Annotated in this window: 17 protein-coding genes; 5 read left to right on the forward strand and 12 right to left on the reverse strand. The window is 67.0% G+C overall.

Annotated features, from left to right (window positions below):
- Positions 1–5 precede the first annotated feature (5 nt).
- The 10 genes from GC150_15025 to GC150_15070 form a co-directional block, all read right to left on the reverse strand.
- On the reverse strand, positions 6–2651 hold the full coding sequence (locus tag GC150_15025) for an AAA family ATPase (protein ID MBI1386216.1): 2646 nt from the start codon (positions 2649–2651) through the stop codon (positions 6–8).
- Positions 2648–3826 carry a DNA repair exonuclease gene (locus tag GC150_15030; GenBank protein ID MBI1386217.1) on the reverse strand — a complete coding sequence of 393 codons (1179 nt, stop codon included), beginning with the start codon at positions 3824–3826 and terminating at the stop codon, positions 2648–2650. The genes GC150_15025 and GC150_15030 overlap by 4 nt, the downstream gene beginning before the upstream one ends.
- Before the next feature lie 292 nt (positions 3827–4118).
- Positions 4119–4883 carry an ATP-binding cassette domain-containing protein gene (locus GC150_15035; protein ID MBI1386218.1) on the reverse strand — a complete coding sequence of 255 codons (765 nt, stop codon included), beginning with the start codon at positions 4881–4883 and terminating at the stop codon, positions 4119–4121.
- A 10-nt stretch (positions 4884–4893) separates the two neighbouring features.
- The gene (locus GC150_15040) at positions 4894–6240 is read right to left on the reverse strand and encodes an ABC transporter permease subunit (GenBank protein ID MBI1386219.1); all 1347 of its coding nucleotides are present in this window, start codon (positions 6238–6240) and stop codon (positions 4894–4896) included.
- Positions 6241–6259: 19 nt separating this feature from the next.
- A complete protein-coding gene (locus GC150_15045; protein ID MBI1386220.1) occupies positions 6260–7489 on the reverse strand; it encodes an ABC transporter permease subunit in 1230 nt (409 codons plus the stop codon).
- Between the two features lie 245 nt (positions 7490–7734).
- On the reverse strand, positions 7735–8751 hold the full coding sequence (locus tag GC150_15050) for a transporter substrate-binding domain-containing protein (GenBank protein ID MBI1386221.1): 1017 nt from the start codon (positions 8749–8751) through the stop codon (positions 7735–7737).
- A gap of 210 nt (positions 8752–8961) precedes the next feature.
- Positions 8962–9549 (reverse strand): GNAT family N-acetyltransferase, encoded by a 588-nt coding sequence (locus GC150_15055; protein ID MBI1386222.1) that lies wholly within the window; start codon positions 9547–9549, stop codon positions 8962–8964.
- Between the two features lie 542 nt (positions 9550–10091).
- On the reverse strand, positions 10092–10832 hold the full coding sequence (locus tag GC150_15060; GenBank protein MBI1386223.1) for an SDR family NAD(P)-dependent oxidoreductase: 741 nt from the start codon (positions 10830–10832) through the stop codon (positions 10092–10094).
- Between the two features lie 111 nt (positions 10833–10943).
- Positions 10944–11375, reverse strand: coding sequence for a helix-turn-helix domain-containing protein (locus tag GC150_15065; GenBank protein MBI1386224.1), 432 nt, complete (start codon positions 11373–11375; stop codon positions 10944–10946).
- A 257-nt stretch (positions 11376–11632) separates the two neighbouring features.
- Positions 11633–12229 (reverse strand): DUF1989 domain-containing protein, encoded by a 597-nt coding sequence (locus GC150_15070; protein ID MBI1386225.1) that lies wholly within the window; start codon positions 12227–12229, stop codon positions 11633–11635.
- Positions 12230–12468: 239 nt separating this feature from the next.
- Between GC150_15070 and GC150_15075 the strand changes: the two genes are divergently transcribed.
- Both GC150_15075 and GC150_15080 read left to right on the forward strand, forming a co-directional pair.
- Positions 12469–13125: a methyltransferase domain-containing protein gene (locus GC150_15075; protein MBI1386226.1), complete on the forward strand. Its 657-nt coding sequence runs from the start codon at positions 12469–12471 to the stop codon at positions 13123–13125.
- 191 nt (positions 13126–13316) lie between these two features.
- A complete protein-coding gene (locus GC150_15080; protein ID MBI1386227.1) occupies positions 13317–14678 on the forward strand; it encodes a hypothetical protein in 1362 nt (453 codons plus the stop codon).
- An 88-nt stretch (positions 14679–14766) separates the two neighbouring features.
- Here GC150_15080 and recA read toward each other — a convergent pair whose 3' ends face one another.
- Positions 14767–15900, reverse strand: a complete 1134-nt coding sequence (gene recA, locus GC150_15085) for a recombinase RecA (protein ID MBI1386228.1) — start codon at positions 15898–15900, stop codon at positions 14767–14769.
- 362 nt (positions 15901–16262) lie between these two features.
- Between recA and GC150_15090 the strand changes: the two genes are divergently transcribed.
- Positions 16263–16451, forward strand: a complete 189-nt coding sequence (locus tag GC150_15090; protein MBI1386229.1) for a hypothetical protein — start codon at positions 16263–16265, stop codon at positions 16449–16451.
- Between the two features lie 76 nt (positions 16452–16527).
- Here the strand turns inward: GC150_15090 and GC150_15095 are convergent, their stop codons facing one another.
- Positions 16528–18795 carry a response regulator gene (locus GC150_15095; GenBank protein ID MBI1386230.1) on the reverse strand — a complete coding sequence of 756 codons (2268 nt, stop codon included), beginning with the start codon at positions 18793–18795 and terminating at the stop codon, positions 16528–16530.
- A gap of 956 nt (positions 18796–19751) precedes the next feature.
- Here GC150_15095 and GC150_15100 point away from each other — a divergent pair.
- Together GC150_15100 and GC150_15105 are read left to right on the forward strand one after the other, a co-directional pair.
- Positions 19752–20117, forward strand: a complete 366-nt coding sequence (locus tag GC150_15100; GenBank protein MBI1386231.1) for a hypothetical protein — start codon at positions 19752–19754, stop codon at positions 20115–20117.
- Positions 20118–20200: 83 nt separating this feature from the next.
- The gene (locus tag GC150_15105) at positions 20201–22666 is read left to right on the forward strand and encodes a DUF3772 domain-containing protein (GenBank protein ID MBI1386232.1); all 2466 of its coding nucleotides are present in this window, start codon (positions 20201–20203) and stop codon (positions 22664–22666) included.
- Positions 22667–22680 lie beyond the last annotated feature (14 nt).

Here is a 22680-nt window from a genome sequence, read left to right on the forward strand (position 1 = left end):
GCGCCTCATGCTCCGGCGCCGCGAGCCGGTTCGCCGGCAACGAGGGAGAGACGATTTCCGCCGAGATCATCGAAGGCGCGCTGGCGACAGGTCAGCACGATCACCTGATGATGCTGGCCGGCCAATTCCAGGGCGGCAAAGGCGCGCGCGATCCGCTCGTCATCCGAATAGACCAGCGCATCGTCGAGGATGAGTGGCAATTCGTGCCCCTCGTCGGCGAGCAGGCGGGCGACCGCGAGGCGGGCGAGGATTGCGATCTGCTCCTGGGTGCCGTCGCTCAGATCGCCAACCGACTCTCGAACACCGGCTCGCGCCAAGGTCGCTGGAGCGAGCCGGTCGTCGAGCCCGAGCCCCGCGCCGGGCAGCACGTGCTCGAGGTAGGGTGCGACGCGTGCCAGCAAGGGCCTCTCGAAACGCTCGCGCGAGGCCGCGGCGACGGCGTCGAGGGTATCGCGCAGCAGCCGGTGGGCCGCCACCTCGGCTTCGAGCGCGGCAAGGCGGTCGCGCGCGCGGGCGTGCTCGACCTCGGTTTCCTCCAGGCGCCGCATCACGTCGGCCTGGCGGTCCCGTTCGAGTTCGGCATCGAGAACCCGCATGTCGCCAGCGATGGCGGCGATCTCCGCCTCGGCCACCTCGAAGGCCTCTCGCGCTTCGGTCTCGCGGGTCACGAGGGCCCGGACGGCGACGTCATCGGGGCAGTCCTGACGGAGCGCCGCGAGATCGAGCGCGCTCTCGCGGGCCCGCTCCCGGGCCGCCATCGCCGCCGCTTCGAGCCCTGCCAGTTCGGTCTCGCGCTGGTCGAGCGGCGGCAGTACGGCGTCGACTTCCTCCGACTCCTTGCGCGCTGAAGCGAGGTTGGCACGCACCTCGGCCAGACGCTCACCGCCGGCGCGCCATTCATCCTCGGCGAGGCGCAACGCGCGCTCGGCCGCCTGCCAGGCCTCACGACAGCCCTCGAGCGCCGCTTGGAGTTCGCCACGCTGGCGGCTCGCGAACTCCTGCACAGGTACGGCGGTCAACCGCTCCGCGAGCGTTGCCACCTCGTTCTCGAGCGCCCCGGTCCCGTCGGGGGCCAGCCCCGCCAACCGCGCGCGCAACACGTCGATGCGGTGCGCGAGGTCATGCGCCTCGATGGCCCGGGCCCGTGCGCCCGCCGCATCGCTCACGCCGATCTCGACAAGGAGGGCACCGAGCACCTGGCGATGGGCCGCAAGGTCCGCCTCGAGATCGGCGTCGTCCTCGTCGCCACGGCCGGGGGCAACGAGGATGCGGCCGATGCCGGAGATGGTGATCTCGGTCTCGCTCGTCACGGCGAAGGATTCGTCGCGCCGAACGGCGCGCCCGTCGATCGTGACACCGGCGACAGCTGCGCTGCTCAGATCGAGTGTCACCCGTGCCGCGCGCGCCCTCGTACGCGCTTCACGGGTGGTCTCGAGCGCCGCGATATCGGCGACCTCCGCCTCGAGGCGGGTCAGGAGCCGCGGATCGATGGCCGCCGAGCTCCGCCGCCGATCGAGGTCCGCGATCTCGTCGTTCAAAAGGTGCGCCTCCTCGAGACGGCGCCGGGCCCTTTCGAGTTCGCTCTCTGCATCGAAACGTTCGAGATCCTGGCGTGCCCGCTCGCCCGCCTCGCGGTGGGCGTCGCGCGATGCGCGAATATGTTCGCTGCGCCTTGCGAGTTCGTCGTGGCGGGATGCGAGAACCTCCTCCTCGCCCAACAGGCGGCGCAGCGTCAGGTCCAGCTCATCGCGCCGGCGCGTGCTGCGCGCCAGCTCATCGAACGCCCGCTCTGCGCCGGCAAGCGCCAGCCCGTCGCGCTCGGCGAGTGCGCGTGCAACGGCGAGGCGCCGCTGGGCGGCCTCGCCGGTTTCACGGGCGCGCTGCGCCGCGTCAAGCGCGTTCTCGCGCCGCGCCCGCGCCTCCGGCCGCTCCAGCGCGGCCAATCGCTGGCCGAGTTCGCTCAACCGCGCGAGCCGCCCGTCCGCGGCCCGCGCCAGCGCGGCGACCTCCTCGAGCTGCGCCCTCGCGCGCTGCTCAGCCTCCCGGGCCAGGTGCCAGGGACCGTGCTTGGCCGGCCCCCGCGTCGTTTCGTGTTGCGCCAGCCAAGCGGCGACCCGCGCCTGGATCGCCCGGGTCCGGGCACCACCGGCGGCGGCCTCGACGCCGCGTTCGATCACGGCCGCGAGCATGCCGCGTTCGTCCGGACCGAGCACGAACTCGCCGAGCGCCGCCCCCTGTTCGACCCAGAGCCGATCGAGCCAGCCGCGTTCGCCGATCTCGGCCTCGATGAGGCCGGTGAGGACACCGTCGACATCGGCCCCCTCGGCGATCATGCGCCCATCGCCGAGATCGGTAATCGCCGCCTGACGGCCGCGCTCGCGATAGGTCTTGGCGATGCGCAGCAGGCGTGTGCCGAACTCGACGTCCGCTTCGATCACCGGAGCGCCCGCCCCGTTCCGGCGCAATCGCTGGACCTGCCGCGCGGTGGAGCCTGCCGGGGTGGTCAGCAGCAGCTTCAGAGCCCGCAGAATCGTGGACTTGCCGAGTTCATTCGGCCCTGCGAGCACGTTCACCCCATCGGCGATTCCCTCCACCGCGACCGGTCCGGCGAAACAGCCCGTATCACGCAATCGCAAGGCCCTGATCCTCATGGGCGATCGACCTCCCGCGCGAGGGAAAAGAGCAGCTCCAGCGCCCGCCCGGCGGCCGGCACACCGCCATTGGCCTGGTCGCGCAGGTGCTGAACGGCCCGCGCCAATTCGCCTTCCGCCTCGAGGTCCGCCAGCTCCTCCTCGCTCGGCCGGCCAACGAGCCCATCCAGTTTGGCCTCGACGTGGAGCGTCAAGGCCTCGAGCCGGGCGAGCCAGGCCTCGACCTCCCCCCGTTCCGCGAGCGAGACCGAGCCGGCAAGGCGCAACCGAAGCACTAGCCGACGAAGGTCGTCACCCTGTCGCCGCACCTCCTCCTCGATCGCCGACAAGGCGTCGCTCGCCGCCCGGCCACCGAGCTCGTCGGCCCGCTCGAGCCAGACGAAGTGCCCGGTGCGGTGGGCCGTGACCTGTGGCGTCGCGCCGCGCCCGGCGATGGCGACTTCGAGCACGTGGCCAGGGGCGTTGTCGCGGAAGCGGTCCGGCTCGGGACTGCCCGAATACCAGCAGCGCGCACCGATCCGTGTCATCCCGTGCCAGTCGCCGAGCGCCAGATAGTCGAGCCCGGCCCGCGCGGCGCGATCGGCGGCGATCGGAACCTGGCTCTCGCCGTCCGAGCCGAAGGACTGGACCGAGCCGTGTGCGAGGTCGATGCGCAGTGCTCCCTCCGGTGTCGGCGCGTCGTCCATCCAGGCCGTCGGGTCGATGCTGGTGGCGCGCGCCTTGAGGGTCGCGGGCAGGAGATAAATGCCGGGTTCGATCTCGACCGGGTCGTGGCCCTCGTACAGGCGCACGTTCGCCGGCGCGGCGAGACGGCGGACCCGCGACCAGACGCCCCCCACCCGCACGGGGTCGTGGTTGCCGCCGATCAGATGCCAGATCACGCCCTTGGCCGTGGCGAGCCGCTCGAGCACCCGGCGCAAGTGCGCATCCGCCAGTGTCTCGCTGTCGAAGACGTCACCGGCAACGAGCACATGCCTCGCTTCGCGCTCCGCAGCGAGGCCGGCGATGCGATCGATCGCATCGAACCTTGCTTGATCGAGCAGAACACGGGCCCGCTCGCCGAAACGCGCGAACGGCTTGCCGATCTGCCAGTCGGCGGTGTGGATGAAGCGCAAGCCGCGCAAGGCGCCCCCCTTCGTATCGCGCACTTGGCGCCATCGCACCGGCGCGGCCATTCGCCGCGAACGTTCCCTTTATGTTTTTGAACAAATAGCGAACGAGCGAACCTTTGTCCAGCGCGTTCGTTCAGGGATACGTGCGGTCTAGCGCTTGGCTGGCCGATCGCCAGCCGCGCTCGAGCGCTCCCCATCGACCGGGATTCGGGCGGCAATGGGATGGGCTCCCGACAATCGGCTCAATCGCCCACACGGAGCGTGCGGGTTGCACCCGGCGCGACACACTGGTGCCCGACCGGGTCCTGGCCGGGTGGGCAGCGACGGGTGGAGCGAACGTCGCACCCGATGGTGCTCAGTGGAGAATCTGACTGAGGAAGAGCTTGGTGCGCTCGTGGCGCGGGTTGGAGAAGAACGCGTTCGGCTCGTTCTGCTCGACGATCTGGCCCTCGTCCATGAAGATGACGCGGTCGGCGACCTGGCGGGCGAAGCCCATCTCGTGAGTGACACAGAGCATGGTCATGCCTTCCTCGGCGAGCGAGACCATAACCTCGAGGACCTCCTTGACCATCTCGGGGTCGAGCGCGGAGGTCGGCTCGTCGAACAGCATGATGCGCGGGCTCATGCAGAGCGAGCGGGCGATCGCGACGCGCTGCTGTTGGCCGCCCGAGAGCTGACCCGGATACTTGTGGTCCTGCTCGGGAGTTTTCACCCGCTTCAGGTAGTGCATCGCGATTTCCTCGGCCTTGGCCTTGGGCATCTTGCGCACCCAGATCGGCGCGAGCGTGCAGTTCTGGAGGATCGTCAGGTGGGGAAAGAGATTGAAATGCTGGAACACCATGCCGACCTCGCGGCGGATTTCGTCGATCTTCTTGAGGTCGTTCGTCAGCTCGATGCCGTCGACGATGATCTTGCCCTTCTGGTGCTCCTCGAGACGGTTGATGCAGCGGATCAGCGTCGACTTGCCCGAGCCCGAAGGACCGCAAATGACGATCCGCTCCTTGGGCGCGACATCGAGATTGATGTCGCGCAGGACGTGGAAGTCCCCGAACCACTTGTTCATGTTCGCGATGCGGATGATCGGCTCGCCGCTCGCAGCCCGTTCTGGTGCATTCGACATGAAAGGGACCCTATCGCTTGTGGCCGGTGTGGAGCGTTCGCTCGATGTAATAGGAGTATTGCGACATTGAAAAGCAGAACGCCCAGAAGATGATCGCGGCGAAGAGGTAGCCGGTGTGGCTCTGAACGGTCGAGGCCCAACTCGCGTCGGTGAAGGAGAGCTGGATGATGCCGAGCAGATCGAAGAGCCCGATGATGAGGACGAGCGTGGTGTCCTTGAAGAGGGCGATGAACGAGTTCACGATGCCCGGAATGACGTGCTTGAGGGCCTGCGGCAGCACGATGAGCCCCATCATCTGCCAATAGCTGAGACCGACGGCCTGCGCCCCCTCGTACTGGCCCTTGGGGATCGCCTGGAGGCCGCCGCGCACCACCTCGGCCATGTAGGCGGAAGAAAACAGTGCGACGCCGACGAGGGCCCGGAGCAGCTTGTTGACGGTCACCCCTTCCGGCAGGAACAGGGGGAACATGACGCTCGACATGAACAGCACGGTGATGAGCGGAACGCCGCGCCAGAATTCGATGAAGCCGACGCAGAACGTCTTGATGATCGGCATGTCGGAGCGCCGGCCGAGCGCGAGCAGAATGCCCAGCGGCAACGAGGCGACGATACCCGTTATCGCGATGACCAGCGTGACGAGCAAGCCGCCCCAGAGTGCCGTCTCGACCTGCTCCAGCCCGAAGTCGATCCCGGCGACCACGACGGCAAGGCCGATGATGGCGAGAATTGCCGCGACCACGATCGTCGGGACCAGCATGGCGAGCCCCGCCACCCTGCCGAACGCCAGCAACAAACCGGCGATGACGGCGATCATGATCGACCAGTCACCGACGAAGCCCATGACGCCGCCGAGCCCCATGAGGTCGCCGAACATGCCGCCGATTCGCAGGTTGCCGCCGGTCAGCAGAACGAAAGCGACCAGAGGGTAGACCCCGAGGAGGAGAATGGCATTCAGCCGCTTGAACGGCACGAACGGGATCAGGAAGGGAATGAGCAGCGCGAGACCGGAGTAAAAGACGATGTCCACGCGCCAGCGCTCGTCTCCCGGATAGCGACCATAGATGTATTGCCCGAGCTTGGCCTGGACCATCGGCCAGCAGGCGCCGTGCCCGTTCTCGCGGCAATCGGCATTCGTTCCCGACCAGACGGCGTCGATGATGCCGAACTGGATGATCGGCCAGACGAGCGCGTAGGTGAGGTAAATCCCGACCAGGGTAAGGATGGTATTGGAGATGCTGGAAAAGAGATTCTTGCGCGCCCAGGCCAGAAAGCCGCGCTCGAGAACGGGCGGCGCGGTCGGCGGAACGAACGCGTCGCGGACGTAGGGTTGTGCGATGCCGACGCCGAGCTTGCTCATGGTGATCGCCCTCCCCCGCCTAGCGCTCGACCAGCGCGATGCGCGCGTTGTACCAGTTCATCACGATCGAGATGGAGATCGAAAGCGTCAGATAGACCCCCATGGTCATGAGGATGATTTCGACCGCCTGGCCCGTCTGGTTGAGAGTCGTGCCGGCGAACACGGAGACGAGATCGGGGTAGGCAATCGCCGTGGCGAGGGAGGAATTCTTCGTCAGGTTCAGATACTGGTTGGTCATCGGTGGAATGATGACGCGCATGGCCTGCGGGATGACGACGAGGCGCAGCGTCGGTCCCCGGCGCAATCCGAGCGAGAAAGATGCCTCCGTCTGTCCGTGGTTCACCGCCTGAATGCCGGCCCGCACGATCTCGGCGATGTAGGCGGCGGTGTAGGTCGAGAGCGCGAGCAGCAGAGAGATGAATTCGGGAATGACGTTGATGCCGACGTCCTGCGTGAAGCCGCGCCGCAGCACGGGGCCCGTCTCGACGAACACCGGGTATTCCAGCGAGGCGGGCCGGCCGGTGGCAAGGAATGTGATGGCCGGAAGGGCGATGATGAGACCAAGCGCGGTCAAGCCGACCGGGAACTGCTGGCCGGTCGCCTCCTGGCGCTTCCTCGACCAGTTGGCCACGAGCATGGAGAGGACGAGCGCGACGCCGAGCGCGGTCGCCGTCATCCAGAAGCCCGGCTCGCTGACGAGCTGCGGCATGAAGACGCCCTTGACGTTCAGGAAGGCGAATCCAGGAATGAGCGTGATCGGTTCGTCGCGCGGCTGCGGCAGACTGCGCAGAACCGCGAAATACCAGATGAAGATGTGCAGCAGCAGCGGGATGTTGCGCATGATCTCGACATAGGCGAGCGCGATGCGCGAGATCACCCAGTTACTGGAGAGCCGCGCGACGCCGACCACGAAGCCGAGGGCCGTGGCGAGAAGGATGCCGAGCGCGGAGATCAGAATGGTGTTGAGCAGGCCGACGATGAAGGTGCGGCCGTAGCTGCTCTCCTCGGTGTAATCGACCAGTGTCTGGATGATGCCGAAGCCGGCGGTGCGGTCCAGAAAGCCGAAACCCGACGCGATCTGCTGCTTTTCGAGGTTGGCGGAGGTGTTGCGGACGATCTCGTAACCACCCCAGACGACCAGGAGGAGCAGAACGACCTGCGCGACGATCGAGCGAAAGCGCGGATCGTAAAACAGTGATGCCTTGGCCGGCGCATCGTCGTCGATGCGGCTGTCGTCTCTCGCGGCCATCATCCCTCCCCAGGTGATTGGCTATGTCGTTCGGGCCTGACCGTCGCGGCGTTGTTCGCCGTTGTAGCACGGTTGGCCCCGGAAAAGCGGCCGCGCCGCGCTCCGATCGTCCCGTCCGCCCGCATTCCTGTCGGCTATGGTGTCCGTCTCACCGTCCGGGACAAGGGCCTCACGACCGCCGCGCCCCGGACGGTGCCAAACCTAAGACCACGCCGACGATTTGTCGGCGTGGTCTCGAATGTTGGTTAGCGGATCGGCGGAGCGTACTGCAGGCCGCCCTGCGACCACAGCGCGTTCGAGCCGCGAGCGAGGCCGAGCGGCGTGTTGGGGCCGACGGTGGCCTCGTAGACTTCGCCGTAGTTTCCGACCTGCTTGATGATGTTGTAGGCCCAGTCGTTCGAGAGGCCGATGGCCGTGCCGAACTCGCCCTCGGTGCCGAGGACGCGCTTGATCGACGGATCGTCGCTCGCCTTCATCTCGTCGACGTTGGCTTTCGTGATGCCCATCTCCTCGGCGTTCACCATCGCGTAGTGGGTCCACTTCACGACATTGAACCACTGGTCGTCACCCTGGCGAACGACCGGCCCGAGCGGCTCCTTGGAGATGATTTCCGGCAGAACCATGTGCTCGTCCGGAGCGGTCAGCTTGAGGCGCTGCGCGGCGAGGCCCGAACGGTCGGTGGTGTAGACGTCACAACGTCCGGCGTCGTAGGCCTGCACGACCTCGTCGGCCTTCTCGAAGGCGACGACCTTGTACTCCAGCTTGTTGGCGCGGAAATAGTCGGCGACGTTCAGCTCCGTCGTCGTGCCGGTGTTGGTGCAGACGGCGGCGCCGGCAAGCTCCAGAGCGCTCTTCACGCCGAGGCTCTTCCTGACCATGAAGCCCTGGCCGTCGTAGTAGTTGACGCCAGCGAAGTTGAGGCCGAGCGCGGTGTCGCGGCTCATCGTCCAGGTCGTGTTGCGCGAGAGCAGATCAACTTCACCCGACTGCAGCGCGGTGAAGCGCTCTTTGGCCGACAGCGGCGTGAACTTGACCTTGGAGGCGTCGCCGAAAACCGCCGCCGCGACGGCGCGGCAGAGATCGACGTCGATGCCGGTCCAGTTCCCCTTGTCGTCGGTGTTGGAGAAGCCCGGCAGACCCTGGCTCACGCCACACTGCACGTGGCCCTTGGCGCGCACGTCGTCCAGAGTGCCCGCAGCGGCCACACCGGCGAAACCTGTCGCCACCACGGCGCCCAATGCCACCTTGGCAAATACCTTCATGCTTATCGACCCTCCATTAGGTTCCTTCCGTCGAACGTCACCGCCCCGTAGGCCGAGGTCTGACGATCGACACTTCAGTAGGATGGCGCCCCAACGGGGCGCGCCACCCCCTAGAACGGGTATAACCAGGGCGTCAACCAAGAACAATGACGCCAAAATGCGACACGCGATGCGCGCTTGCAACAAGCAGCCACCGCGGCATCGCCGAATTCAACGCAACTCGCGGATGAGGCAGACGAGGGTCCGGCCACCGACATCGGCTGTTGCCGCATCCGCGAATCCCACGCGCCGATAGAAGGCGACATTGCGCGCCTTTTCGGCGGTCACCACGTGCACGCCGGCGGCGCCTTCGGCGCGCGCCAGATCGAGGAACGCGCGGACCAGTCGCCCGCCGATCCCGTGCGAGCGCCATTCGGGGGCGATGTTGATGTGGAGATGGGCGGGGGCCCGTTCGGTCACGGCCGCGAAGTGGCGATGATAGCCCTGCTCGTCCAGGATCGGATCGGCCTCGGGTGGCCGGAGGACTCCAACGAGATAACCGACGGCGGTCCTGCCCGCTGCCCCGTCGGCGTCTCCGGAGCCGTCTCCATCGACCGCCACGAAACAGGACTGGGGAAATCGATCCAGGTACGTCGTCAGCCAGCGCCGCTCGAAAGCCCGCCGCTCGGCTGGCGAGGGAAATTCCCCGCCTCCCCGAGAGAGATGAAAAATTTCGAGGAGACGACGGCGCACGATGGATTCATCCCCGGCATCCGGCAATGGGAGGATGACAATACCATCGACGCTCGGACGCATCATTCGCTCTCCACGCGCTGGCGCGTCGGCGACCACCGAGGGGCCAAACGCAACGGGAGCCTCTGCCGCGATGCGGACGGTGTCAAGCGCCAAGGGCGCACGTCCCTCGCGGAGACGCGCGCCCTCTCTGCGTTCGTGCCCGTCATGCCCGAACGCCAAGGCGGGCGGGCATGACGGCTCGATGTGGGGCGAATGCTCAGCGGCTGGTCGGCGCGGTGAAAATCTGCTGCGCCCAACCCGGCTGGCCGGCGAAGTGGTGGCTGCCCTTGCCGTACGATCCAGCCTCCGCGCTGGCCGCGGCCAGCATCATGGAGAGTGCAACCGCTGTCATGGAAAGAATGCGCGTCATGTCCGTCTCCTAACTTTCGTTGATCCTCCCGAGCACTCGGATCGCGCTCGGCTGGACCAGAGATGGAGACGGATTTCGAACTGCAAAGAGGGGCTCACGCCAACGTGGCAAGTCGAGAGCGCGCCCGTGATCGGGCGTGATCGAACGAAATTCACGGGCCAACGGATGCCGGCGTGACCGGCAGGCACGAGCCCGATTACTTGTTGCGCGTCGGCATGACGACGAGTTGGGAAATGTTCACGTGAGGCGGCGCGGCAAGAGCATAGAGGATCGTCTCGGCGACATCCTCGGGGGCCAGCCGGCCCGGCGCCTTGGAATAAAACTCTGCTGCCACGGCCTCGTCCCCATGATGGCGCGCGGCAGCAAAACCGGTCTCGACGAGCCCGGGCAAAATCTCCGTAACCCGAAGGTCCTCGGTCCGATAGTCCAGGCGCAGTTCCTCGGTGAAGGCGCGAACCGCGTACTTCGAGGGAACATATCCGCTGCCACCCGCGTAGGGCCGCAGACCGACGATCGATCCGATGGTGACGATATGCCCATTGCCGCTGGCCCGCAGGCCGTCGATGAAGGCGCGCACGAACCGGATCGTCCCATTGACGTTCGTCTCGACAATGCCGGCGAGCGCCTCGGCGTCGCATTCATGGAAAGGCTGCCGGCCGCCGACGTCGTGGCCGGCCGCAGCGATGACCGTATCGACCACCGGCCAACCGGCCGGAAGCCGCCGCGTGAGGCTCGCAACGCTTTCTGGATCGGCGACGTCGAGATCGAGCAGCGCGGCACGCCCCTGGCGATCCCGGCAAATGTCCTCGGCCTTGGCCAGCGAACGACCACAGACCGCGACCCGCGCCCCGGCATCGAGCAACAGGCGGGCCGTGGCCTTGCCGATCCCCGAGGTCGCACCGGAAATCACCACCGTGCGTTCTGCAAGCCGGCTCATCACTCCTCCGTTCGATAAAGGGGCATTCCACGAAACCACCCGACGCCCCTTCGTCGTCGCCCATGGCCGGCCCGTCAAGTGCCGCGCCTTGCGAGGCGGTGCTCGCGAGCGCTACTGCAGACGACTGAGGAGCCGGTCGATCTGCCTGCCGATCGCTGCCGTCTGATCGCGCAGGCTTTCGAGACTCGCCTGGAATTGACGGGGGTCGGCGAGCGCGCCGTCGGGAAGCGGTCCATCTCCGTGCCCGCTGATCAGCCAGACCGGGCTCACACCGAGCAGACCGGCGAGCATGACGAGGCGATTGGCGCGGGGCTCGCTGCGGTCGCTCTCCCAGGCACTCATGGTCGCCGAGCGAACGCCGAGGCGGCGCGCAACCTGGGCCTGCGAGAGGCCGCTCGCGAGGCGGGCGCGCTCGATGCGCCCACCGAGCGTATCCTCCCAGTCCGGCTGATCATGCTCGTCGGCTCGTCCGTCGAAATCGCCACCATGCGACAAGGCACGAAGGCGAGTCTCCGCCCCGAGGCGGTCCTGTTCGTTCGACATTTTCAACTCCTCGCTGTTTCGCCGTGGTGCGAATGGCGTCACGCCGCAAAGACGTGATCTCCCCTCATCCAACGGACGCTCGAAAGCGCCTGGTTCGCGGGGGTCCCCGGCTCACTACGCAAGTAACGAAACCTGCCCCCAATTCGGCAGGGGGCGGGGCGGGCGAACAATGGCACGCCACGCTCGGCGCGCTGCTCACCGCTTTCGGGCTTCGCTCTGCATCGACGCCCCACGTTCTAAACGATCGGGTCGGGAATTCAACCGACCTCGACCAGAACGGGCTTGATCAGCCCATCCGGCCCGTTCGTTCGCGCAATGTCCATCGGGCAGGCCGAGAACACCACGACGAGATCGCGCTCGGCGCGCAAAGTGACGCTGTCACCGACCCGCACCCCCGGCGGCTCGATCGAAATGCGGCCGCCGGCGCCGACCACGACGTTCTGGAAGATGTTGAACGGAGCGGGCAATTCGGGCGGGACGCGACCGATCGCGGCGAGCGCCTCGAGCAGGTTGGCGGCGCAGCTGCGGTGCGGCCCGACGTGGCCGAGCAGTTCGTAGCGGCGATCGTCGCAGGCCGACATCAGGTAGTCGTGGGTGCCCGGCGAGGTGTCCTCGACAATGGTGAGGAACGGGTGGCGACGATTCGAGTAGAGCGTATCACCACACTCGATCCAGAGCTTTTCGATGCACGAGCGTGTGTGCTCGCCCGAAAGGAACTCGCCCGCGTCCCGGGCATCGAATGCCCAGCAATCGACGACCTGGGAGCCCTCGATGTCGACGACGCGAACGCTCTCGCCGGTCGCCACTTCGAATGCCCGCCCCTCGCCCGCCGGAATGATCGTCTTTCTGCCCACGGTCCTTCTCCCACAGTGTTCCGGCGCCCCGAGCGCCGCCGAACGCCATTTGCGCCCAAAGCAGGCCACTTGCACAGCCCTCGGCGAAGGGGCAAGACGGGCGGGTCGAGACGTCCCGCGAACCGGCCCGACGGTCGGATGGCGCAGTGGCGGCTCGACTTCGCGCGGTGCGGCGCAATGCGCGCCAGCGGATTGGACGGGGCTGGACGCGGCCCATCGCTCGCACCGCGCGCCCGGCAATGATGGAGGCACGTGTGGTCGGCAATTCGCAGCTCATCGAGCATTACCGGCAGGCTCATGCTTCGCGGGTGTATGGGACGTCCTCTGTCAAGTATCTGCGCTATCTGCGGCCGGAGATCGGCATCCTGCGGCCCCGTTCGGTGCTGGACTACGGATGCGGTCAGAGCCGGTTCGTCGACATGCTCGAAATCGGCTACCCGCTCGAGGTGTTGCGCTACGATCCAGCCATACCGCAATACGCCACTCCACCGGCCCAACCGGCGGACCTCTTGATCAACATCGATGTCCTCGAGCACATCGAGGAACACGATCTCGACGCGGTGCTCGCGCACATGCGCAGCCTCTGCCGCCATGCGATCATCATCGTCGACACCAAGGCCTCGAATCACATGCTCGCGGACGGGCGCAACGCGCACGTCTCGCTGCACCCGCACGCCTGGTGGCAGGCGCGGATCGAAAAGCACTTCGGTCCGGTGCGCCGCATCGCGACGCCCCGCTCGTCACGCGCGGGTTTCGCCACATGGCAACTCGCCCCCCGCCAGCGCCTCGCGCGTCTCGTTGCACGGGCGCGCGAAACCGGCGCCTATTGTGCGCGGCGCGCCGTCGGGCGGCACAAAACGGCTTGGAAAGACAGCACGACGCACAACGTCGATTGAGCATTCCGGAGAGCGGGCGTGACACAGAGGATGGCGGCGCGAACGCCAACCGCGGGCGCAGTGGCCGCAAGGGCGGGGTCGGTGAGTCGCCTGATCGGCAAGCGTATCGGCGCAAACGGCAAGCCGCGGGCCGGTCGGCGAACGTGGTCAGACATCGCGATCGGACGGCGCCACCCCGCGAGCCGCACGGCGTGACGACGACCCAACGCGGGCATGGCGGCGGTGCCCATCCGGCGCCGCTCTCGAGCGTCGTCATCGCGGTGCTCTGGGCGACGCAGACGTTCGCCATTTTCTACGACTCCGCCGTCCTGCAGATGCTTTCCGCTTGGCTCTTTTCGGCCTATCTCGTTGCTGGCCTCGTCCGGGGTAGCCGAGAGACCCGCTTCGTCTGGCTGATCGCGGCGATCGTCGGGAGCCTGACGCTGACGCGCCTCACTGGCGAGCGCATCTACGAGGCGGTCGTCTTTGCGATGCTCTTCACCGCCTGGTTGCCGGTTCTCCAGGCGGCACGCATCGTCGCGCGAACGGCGTCCGGGGTCATCGAGAGCCGGCGACGCATCGCCGAACTGCCGGACGGACGACGTGAACCGGGCTTCCTTTTCGGCGCCTTCGGCTTCGGCGGCTTTCTCAACACCGGCACCTATGCGTTGCTCTCGACGCTGACCCCGAGCGATGCGACGCCGACGACCCGCAGACGCTATGCGGAGGCCTGCCTCAGGGGGGTCAATCTCACGATCCCGTGGTCTCCCTTCTTTCTGGCCATGGCCTTCGTGCAGAGCTACCTGCCGGCCGTGCCTCTCTGGCAGGTGATCCTCACCGGGTTGCCGATTTCAATCACCGGCCTCGCCATCTCGCTCTGGCTCCATGGCGCCGTCGGTGAGCGCGGCGCGCGGGGGACGCTGCTCGGACGTGGCGGTTTGCTGGCGGCCTGCCTCCACTGCCTCGCGCCACTCGTGCCGATCCTCGTGGTTTGCGGCGGTGGTGTGGTCCTGGTTGCCGCGGCGACGGGCCTCGGCACGCTCGCAACGGTCATCGTCACGCTGCCCGTGGTGATCGCAGCGCAACTTGCCGTCACCGGGACCGACCCGCGGCCGCTCGCGGGAGAACTCACCCGCAAACTGCCCGATCTCCAGGGCGAAATCACCCTCATCAGCGCCGGCATGATCCTCGGCGTCCTGCTGCGCGACGAGCCGAATCTTTCCGCCTACGTCGCACCGTTGCTGGGCGGCAGCGTGCCGCTTTGGCTGACGCCGGGCCTCGTGACGCTCGCCATGATCCTGCTCGGCATCGCCAACATCCACCCGATCATCACCGGCGCGGCGATCCTCGGGGCCATCGTGCCGGCAGCCTCGCACGCCTCGGAGATCGCCCTCTTCCATGCGGTGCTGCTTGGCTGGAGCATGTCGACGATCGTCTCACTCTCGGCGCTCTCGCTGATCATCGCGGCGAGCATGTTCCAGGTGCGCGCACTCTCGCTGGTCCTGGCCGGAAACCTGCGCTTCATACTGCTCTTCGTGCCGGTCGTGTCTTTCTACCTCGGCTGGATGGCGTGACGGTGGGGAGGCAGTTCCCGGGCGACCGGCCGAGCAGCGCGGATTGCTGCCCCGCTCGGGTCGCCGCCCGGGTGATCCGCCATCACCCTCAGCTACCGCGCCCGGCGCGCTTGGGACGCGGACCGTCCTCGATCGGCGCATCGTCGGGAAGGTGGGCGGCCGGATCGTCGGCCTCGGCCTCGCCCTGCGTGATCGCCTTGACGATGAGCCCCGCGCTCTGGCGCACGTCACGTTCGATCGCCGCCGCGATGGCCGGGTTTTCCTTGAGGAAGGCTTTGGCGTTCTCACGCCCCTGGCCGATCTTCTGACCCTCGTAGGCGAGCCAGGCGCCCGACTTCTCGACGACGCCGGCCTTGACGCCGAGATCGATCAACTCGCCGGTGCGCGAGATCCCTTCGCCGTACATGACGTCGAACTCGACCTGGCGGAACGGCGGGGCGACCTTGTTCTTGACCACCTTGACGCGTGTCTGGTTGCCGACGGCCTCCTCGCGATCCTTGATCGAGCCGATGCGCCGGATGTCGAGGCGGACCGAGGCATAGAATTTCAGGGCGTTGCCGCCGGTCGTCGTCTCGGGGCTGCCGAACATGACGCCGATCTTCATGCGGATCTGGTTGATGAAGATGACCATCGTGCGCGACTTGGAGATCGAGCCGGTGAGCTTGCGCAGGGCCTGGCTCATCAGGCGCGCCTGCAGGCCGGGCAGACTGTCGCCCATCTCGCCTTCGAGTTCGGCCTTCGGGGTGAGCGCCGCCACCGAATCCACAACCAGCACATCGATCGCCCCGGAGCGGACCAGGGTGTCGGTGATCTCGAGCGCCTGCTCACCGGTATCGGGCTGGGAGACCAGAAGCTCGTCGACGTTGACGCCCAGCTTGCGCGCATAGACCGGATCGAGCGCGTGCTCGGCATCGACGAAGGCACAAATCCCGCCGGTCTTTTGAGCTTCCGCGATACAGTGCAGCGCCAGGGTCGTCTTGCCCGACGATTCCGGACCGTAAATCTCGATGATGCGACCGCGCGGCAGCCCGCCGATGCCAAGCGCGATATCGAGACCGAGGGACCCGGTCGGAATCGCCTCGACATCGATCGAGTGGTTGGCGCCGAGCTTCATGATCGAGCCCTTGCCGAAGTGCTTCTCGATCTGTGAGAGCGCTGCTTCCAGCGCCTTCTGCTTGTCCATCTGCTCCCCCTCGACCACTCGAAGCTGTGGCTTGCTCATCTGTCGATCCCTTATCCCACGCCCTGCCTACCGCAGCAAACGGGGTTAATGTACACTTTTTGTTCGCACTTGGCAAATCTCCCCTATGCAACGGATATTAAAGCGTTTTCCAGTTCGTGTTCGGGAAGCGTTCACACGATGGGACGGCACTGAAGGGGGGCGCTTTGCTTCGGCGATTCGCCGTCGGCGGCAGGGACGTGCCAGGTCGAGTTGCAGATTCCGCATGCCTGCTCTGCCGCGCGCCATCACGCTGCCATATTGCACCGCAGCGAAAGAACGCGCATCTGCTGCGGCGCGCGGCTGCGCCGGTCATGCGACCGGACGGAATCGAAGGCGCCGCGCGGGTCCGTCTCCGGTGTAAAATGTCCAGGCAGGTCTATACGATGGCCACCCTCTCGGGTGCCGCCGTCATCCTTTCGCTCGTGGCCATGCTGTCGCTGGCCAAGCCGGTGCGCATCGTGGCTCCGCAGGATCTCTCCCCGCCAGCCGCTCCGCTGGCGCCAGCTCTCGCGCCGAAGACGCCGCAGGGATTTGCGTCGGTCGTCCAATAACGCCCCGGCGCGATCGAGCGGGCCACCGCCAAGAGGCCGGACGTGATCGTGATCTTCCCGATCGCGACGTCCGCGCTCACTTCTCGAGCACCTCCTTGACGGTCGTCACCAGATCCTTGAGCTGGAACGGTTTCGGCAGGAAGCTGAACTCGTCGCGCTCGTCGAGGCTCTTCAAGGCATCCTCGGCATAGCCGGAGATGAAAATGAACTTGAGGTCCGGGTTGGTGCTGCGCAGGCGTTTCAGCAGTGTCGGGCCGTCCATCTCCGGCATCATGATGTCGCTGACGACGAGATCGACCATCCCCTCGGCATCGTCCATGCGCTGAAGGGCCTCGGCGCCGGTCCCTGCCTCGATGACCTTGTAGCCCTGGCGTGTGAGGGCGCGGGCCGCGAAACGGCGCACCGCCTCCTCGTCCTCGACAAGCAGCACCGTGCCAGTGCCGGTCAGATCGCGCGGACGGCCACGCTGGCCGGAACGTGCCGGTGCCTCGTCGATCTGCTCGGCACCGAGATGCCGGGGCAGGTAGATGCGGAACGTCGTGCCCTCTCCGGGCTTGGTGTCGCAGAAGATATAGCCGCCGGTCTGTTTGATGATGCCGTAGACCGTGGCAAGGCCGAGCCCGGTGCCCTTGCCGATTTCCTTGGTGGAGAAGAACGGCTCGAAAATCTTTTCCTTGATCTCGGCCGACATGCCGCAACCCGTGTCACTCACCTCGCAGGCGACGTACTCGCCGGGAACGAAACTGTCGTCGGTCACCTGGCGGGAGGCTTCCTGGGAAAGGTTGTAGGTGCGGATCGTCAGGCAGCCGCCGTCGGGCATCGCGTCACGCGCATTGACCGCGAGATTCATGATGACCTGCTCGAATTGCGTCTGGTCGGCCTTGACGTACCAGAGGTCGCGGCCATGGCTGACGCGCAGCTCGATCTTTTCCTCCAGGATGCGGCTCAGCCACATCGACCAGTCGGAGATGATGTCGGTCAGCGAGAGGACGCGCGGGCGCAGCGTCTGTTGGCGCGAGAAGGCGAGCAACTGGCGCACGATGCCGGCGGCGCGGCTCGCGTTCTGCTTGATCGCCATGATGTCCTTGTGGGCGGGATCGGACGGCGGGTGGCTCGAGAGAAGGAAATCGCTGGAGAGGATGATGGTGGTCAGCACGTTGTTGAAATCGTGCGCCATGCCGCCGGCGAGTTGGCCGACGGCCTGCATCTTCTGGCTCTGGGCGAAACGCACCTCGAGCTCGCGCTGCTTGGAGAGATCGATGGCATAGACGATCGCCATCTCGCCCTTGTGGGCCGCGGGATCGCTCAGCGGGCTGACATAGAGACGGCCGACCTGACGTGTCTCCTCACCGAACGCGATCTCGACGGGGCCGGATGCACCCTCGCCCGAGATCGCCCGCGCGAGCGCCTGGCGCACCTGCTCTCGGCAGTCGGTCTCGAGCCGATCGAGCAGACTCGAGGGCGAACGCGTCCCATCCGATCCACCGAACATCCGCTCGAAGGCGGCGTTGCCGCGCGCCACCACGCCGTCCGCTCCGACCTTGGCGATCGCGATCGGTGCGGTCTCCAGGATGTGGTCGTAGGCCGTGCGATCGAGGGCGAGCGGAGCGCCGGCCGGCTCGGTGACCGCGGCGGGCTCACTGGCGATGCGCCGGCGCGTTTCCGGCGAAGGCATGACGAGAAGGAGACCGGAGGTTGCGGTGGAGCCCGGCAGGAGAAGCGCCTTGATCTTGGCGGAGGCGGGTTGCTGAGCGGCACCCCGCGTCCCGCTCCGAGCCACATCGCCGCCTGGAACGAGCGGCGCCGAGGCGGTGTTTCCGCCGGCGACGAGCAGCTCGACGACCGTGCCGCCGGCGATGATCTCGCCGACCGGAATGCCGGCCGTGATACCGGCGCGGATCCGCTCCAGCCGATCCTTGTTGGAGGCGACCAGAAGCGCGTCGAGCCGGCCGAGCGCCTCGCGCGCCTGTTCCCCGCGCCGCCGGCCCTGGCTACCTGCCTTGCCGCTGGAAGCTTGAGCGAGCCGCGTCAGCTCGCCGGTGATGATGTCGACCGAGAAAGCCGGCCCCGGCCAGGTCTGGGCAACCTGCTCCGCCTCGCCACCCCCCGCGTGCGCGAGTGCTTCGATGTCGGCGTGAACCTGCTCGGTCACGTCCTGGATGCGCCACTCGGTGAAGCCCTTGCCGGCACCGCGCCCGCCGGCGACGGGGTGGGTTGCCGAAAGCCGGAGCCACACGGTGCCGGGCTGGCCGGCGCCGACGACACGACCGTTCACGTCCGGAGCGAAGCACTCGACCTCGTCCTCGACGTTGACACCCTGGGCGGCGGCCCGGAACAACTCCATCACCGCCTCGGGATCGATGGCGCGGCCGGTGATCGCGATCTCGAGGTCGCGCTCACTGGTGAACGCCACCCCGGGAAAGAGACGGGCCAGCGCGGCGTTCGAGAACCGCGAAAAGCCCTCCTGGTCGAGCAACAGGATGCCGGACGGATTGGCATCGAAGTGGGCGGCGACCTCGCGCTCCTCGTCACTGGAGAAACGTGCCAGACCGACCGCGAAACTGAATATCGCGAAGACGCCGAATACGGCGAGCAACCCGAGCAGGGCGAGGACCACAGGCTCGCCGGTGTCGCGAACGAGCACGGAAAGCGCCGCGAGCGCGGTGGCAACGCCGACCGCGATCAGGATTAGAATGCCTGCCCACCCCTCACGCGAGCCGGCAGGATTCTGTGCCGCCACGACCGAACCACCTGCTTCGACTGAGAAAACCTGGCGGGAGGATAGCTGATTCGAACCGCTAACGGCGGCCCGGGGGTGGTTCTGGATACGCTCGACGAAAGACACCACGCAACGTCCCTGGAAATCATGATGGTCGGCACATTGACGCCGGTCGACCTTGGGCACGGGTCGCCGGGACGCACTGCGCGCCTGGCTTTGGCGCTGCGACGTCCCGTTCGCGATACGCCGATCTACGCGCCATTAGGGTTAAACTTGCGTGAAAGACGGTATATATGGGCCGGTACGGGACGCGATTCGTCGAGCCGCCCGCGGTCTCGACAGTCGGTCAGAAGGCCGATCGCAGCGCACGCGCGTGCGCGCGGTCGGTGGGTCCGCAGGTGCGGGAGCCGATGCGGCGCCCGAGGGGGGCTGCCATCGGGAACCGCGTTTCCACATCGTCACACCCGCGATCGCGTTCGGGTCGGGACGATATCCAAGGTGTGATAGTCTGCTTTGATGTCGCCGCATTGCATTGCCAGTGACCGCGGCGCCGACACGCGGCGCAACCGGAGAACGCTCCCATGCTCGAGACCATCCTCGTCTTCGTCGTCATCATCGCTCTGGGACTGGTCGCGGCTTGGTTCCTGCGAGGCTACCTGACGGGCAACACGGCCTCGCCCTCGATGTTCGGTGGAGGCCGCGAGAGGCGGCTCGGCGTCGTGGAGACCGCCAACGTGGACGGGCGCCGCAAGCTCGTGCTGCTTCATCGTGACGGGGTCGAGCACCTGATCATGACGGGCGGACCGATCGACGTGATCATCGAGACCGGCATCGGCGGCCGTCGTGGCGCCTATGAACGCCAGCACGGTCCGAATGGCGAGATCGGCGAGCCGCAAGGCTTCGGTCGGGCACGCGTTGCGGCGAGTTCGCGCCCGATCGAACCTTGAGATCGCCCGGTTCGGTCCACTCCAACCTCACACGCCGCGCCCCGCGGTCGGGCCGGCGGTATCGGTGCGCTCGAGGTGACCGGATGAACCATCTCGTTCGCGCGATCATCGCCCTGGTGGCGGTCGTCCTCACTGTTGCCGCGGGCGACGGTCCCTTTGCTTGGTCCAGTCCGACCACCGCGCCCGGCCTCGTGCGCCAGGCCGCTGCCGCTGATGTTTCGATGGCCAGCGTCGAAGCGGCCGAAGCGGCAGTGCAGCGCTGGCAGGGGCTGCTCGAAACCACCTCCAAGACCCTCGATCGCGTCGCCGGTGGCGATGCCCCAATCCCCGAATTCCGTGACGAGCTGACCGGCGTGCGTTGGGAAGCCAGGGATCTTGCCGCCAGTCTGGCGCCGAGCCTCGTGGAACTGCGGGCGCAGCTCGAACGCCTCGGTCCGGCGCCGGAGGCGGGCGGCACGCCGGAATCACCGAGCGTCGCCGAATCTCGTGCCGGCCTCGAGCGTGAAGTGAGCCGGATCGATGGCCTCGTGCGTTCGGCCGAACTCATCGCCACACGATCGGAAAGTCTCATCTCGCGCCTCGAGAACCTGCGCCGCCAGCGCTTCACCAGGGCCGTGCTCGAGCAGACCGCGAGCCCGCTGCTGCCCGAACTCTGGCGCGGCGCCTGGCAACAACAGCTCGCGAGCCTCGACAGCCTCGCGACCATCGCGCGAGCCTGGTGGAGGCGCGCCGCACCGCAGTGGCGACTCGCACTCCTCTTCGTGGCCGCCATCGCCATCGGGCTGCTCCTGCACCGCGGCCTCGCGCGCGTCGAGCAACAGCGCGATCGTATCGCCGCGAGCGAGCCGGCCTTCATCCGCCGGGCCGACGTCGCCCTGCAGACGGCGTTGGCGCGCGCCATACCATGGCTCGTCCCGCTGCTCGCCATCTACCTCGGCCTCGCCCACATCGATCTGCTGCCGCAGACGACGGCGCCCGTAATCGCGGCGCTCCTCTGGGGCGTTGCGATCGTCGTTTGCGTGCGCGCCCTGTCGAAGTCGCTGGTTGCGCCGCGGCGCCCGCAGTGGCGCGTCTTTCCCCTCCCCGATGACGTTGCACCACGTATCCACCGCCGCGTCGTCGCAATGGCGGGCGTCTATGCCGTCTCGGGAGTGCTGCGCGCGGTGAATGCAGCGACCCTTGCGCCGCTCCAGGTCACGATCGTTCAGGATTTCATTCTCGGCCTGATATTCTCCGCGCTGTTCGCCGCCCTCCTGATCGAGCCGTGGCGGCGCGCGCGTGACGGCGAGGGGCGCGCCTCGCGGCTCTGGCCGGCCTGGCTCAAGATCGTGGTCTGGCTGCTGGTCGCGGTCGTCGTCGCCGCCTCGGCGGCGGGCTACGTCGCCCTCGGCCAGTTCCTCATCGGCCAGGTCATCGTGACCGGGTCGGTGCTGCTCGCCGCCTGGCTCCTTCACCTCGGCATCAGCGAGCTGTCAGCGGACGTCGCCACGAAGGGGCGGCCGGCCTCGCGGCTGCTCGACGAGGTTCTCGAGGCCAGCCCGATCCAGTCGCGCTTTGCCGGTCTCGCGATCTCCGGCCTTCTCAATCTGGTCCTCATCGTGCTGGTTGTGCCGCTGGTGCTGCTGCAGTGGGGGTTTTCATTCGACCGCATCCGGGGCTGGCTCGAGGCGGCCTTCTTCGGCTTCCAGGTCGGGAGCATCAACATCTCGATCGCGCGCATCCTGGTCGCCGTCGCCCTCTTTGCCGGGGTGCTCGTACTCCTCAACCTGCTGCGGCGCTGGCTGGACGAGAACATCCTCGTTCCGCCACAGGTCGAAGCCGGTCTCGCCAATTCCATCCGCACCGGCGTCGGCTATCTCGGATATGCGCTCGCGGCGGCGGCCGGCGTCTCCTACATGGGGCTCGATTTCACCAACCTCGCAATTGTTGCCGGCGCGCTTTCGGTCGGTATCGGTTTCGGTCTGCAGAGCATCGTCAACAATTTCGTCTCCGGACTCATCCTCCTCGTCGAGCGGCCGATCCAGGTCGGGGACTGGGTGGTGGCCGGCGATGCGGAGGGTTATGTCAAGCGTATCAGCGTGCGTTCGACGGAGATCGAAACCTTCGATCGCGCGAGCGTCATCGTGCCGAATTCCGAACTCGTCGCCGGGCGCGTCACCAATTTCACGCACCGCAACAAGATGGGGCGCGTGGTGGTTCGCATCGGTGTCAGCTATGCCGCCGACCCCGAAGAGGTGATGGCGCTCCTCACCGAAATCGGCAGCGCACATCCACTCGTGCTGGTCTGGCCGAAGCCGACGGCGGCGTTCGAGGACTTCGGTGCCAGCTCGCTCGACTTTTCGCTGCGCGTCTTCATCGCCGACATCAACAATATCCTTTCGGTGCGCAACGACCTCAGGATCGCCATCCTCAAGGCTCTGCGCGAGCGCAATATCGAGATCCCGTTCCCACAGCAGGATGTGCACCTGCGCGATCTCGACGACCTCAGGGCAGCACTTGCTCGCGCACGGGAGCGCGTCGCCAGCGAGCGCTCGAGCGACGAAAAATAAAACGGCGCGCGAGC

It is taken from the genome of Hyphomicrobiales bacterium, from assembly GCA_016125495.1.
GTDB lineage: Bacteria > Pseudomonadota > Alphaproteobacteria > Rhizobiales > RI-29 > RI-29.